This window comes from Halobacillus sp. BBL2006 (assembly GCF_000786645.1).
Lineage (GTDB): Bacteria > Bacillota > Bacilli > Bacillales > Halobacillaceae > Halobacillus.
In genome coordinates this window covers 1-1,513 of record NZ_JRNX01000761.1, presented here as the reverse complement: position 1 = coordinate 1,513, position 1,513 = coordinate 1, and the positions used below count along the sequence as shown (strand labels likewise).

Annotated in this window: 1 protein-coding gene; it reads left to right on the top strand. The window is 44.0% G+C overall.

Going from position 1 to position 1,513, the window contains the following annotated elements; all coding sequences use genetic code 11:
- Positions 1-20 precede the first annotated feature (20 nt).
- Positions 21-1,513: ribonuclease Y (gene rny, locus LD39_RS19405; protein ID WP_035552133.1), on the top strand; the 1,493-nt coding region annotated here is incomplete at its 3' end.

The window sequence follows — 1,513 nt, the reverse complement described above, 5'->3', positions numbered from 1 at the left end:
TAGCAAGAGGAGGTGAAAATATGGATTTGATATCCTCGCTCATCTTCATTTTGCTTGCCCTTATCGTCGGTTCTGTTGTTGGTTATCTTATTCGGAAATCGATTGCGGAGGCGAAAATTTCCAGCGCTGAAGAACTTGCGAAACAGATTGTTGAAGAAGGTCGTCGCAATGCAGAATCAGCGAAGAAAGAAGCTCTTCTTGAAGCTAAGGAAGAGAATCAGAAATTTCGTCAAGAAGCGGAGAACGAAATTCGTGAACGCCGCATGGAACTGCAGAAAACTGAAAATCGTTTAACACAGAAAGAAGAGAATCTTGATCGTAAGAGTGGAACGCTTGACCAACGTGATCTTTCACTCGAAAAGAAAGAAGGGGCTCTTGCCGAGAGACAACAACAAATTGAAGAAATGGAAAGCAAAGTGAAAGCTATGCTTCAAGAACAGCAAACCGAGCTTGAACGCATTTCAGGTTTGACATCAGACCAGGCGAAACAAATCATACTCGAACGAGTAGAGCAAGAAGTATCGCATGAGTCAGCTCTAATGATTAAGGAAGCAGAAAATCGTTCGAAGGAAGAAGCGGACAAGAAAGCGAAGAGCATTCTTTCACTTGCCTTGCAACGATGTGCTGCTGATCATGTCGCAGAAACGACGGTTTCTGTTGTCAACCTTCCAAATGATGAAATGAAAGGTCGGATTATCGGTCGTGAAGGCCGTAATATCCGTACGTTGGAAACGTTGACAGGAATTGATTTAATTATTGACGATACGCCAGAAGCTGTTATCCTGTCAGGATTCGATCCAATTCGTCGAGAAACAGCAAGAATGGCACTCGAAAAACTTGTCCAGGACGGAAGGATTCACCCAGCTCGAATCGAAGAGATGGTAGATAAATCCCGTCGAGAAGTTGATGACTACATTCGAGAAGTCGGAGAGCAAACCACATTTGAAGTGGGGGTTCATGGACTTCACCCAGACCTTATTAAAATTCTTGGTCGCTTGAAGTATCGTACAAGCTATGGTCAGAACGTCTTAAAACACTCTACAGAAGTAGCCTATCTATCTGGTTTACTCGCTGCAGAGTTAGGAGAAGACGAAATGCTTGCACGTCGGGCTGGCTTGCTTCATGATATCGGAAAAGCTATCGACCATGAGGTTGAAGGAAGCCACGTTGAGATTGGGAAAGAATTAGCGACGAAGTACAAGGAAAATGAGACCGTAATCAATGCGATTGCCTCTCACCACGGTGATGAAGAACCAACTTCGATCATATCAGTATTGGTTGCTGCAGCTGACGCACTCTCAGCTGCACGTCCAGGAGCAAGAAGTGAGACGCTTGAAAATTACATTAAGCGCCTTGAAAAGCTTGAAGAAATCTCCGAATCCTATGATGGAGTTGAAAAATCTTTTGCCATCCAGGCAGGTCGAGAAGTAAGAATTATGGTTCGCCCTGATGAAATTGATGATCTTGAAGCTACTAGATTGGCACGAGATATTCGAAACCGAATCGAGGGAGA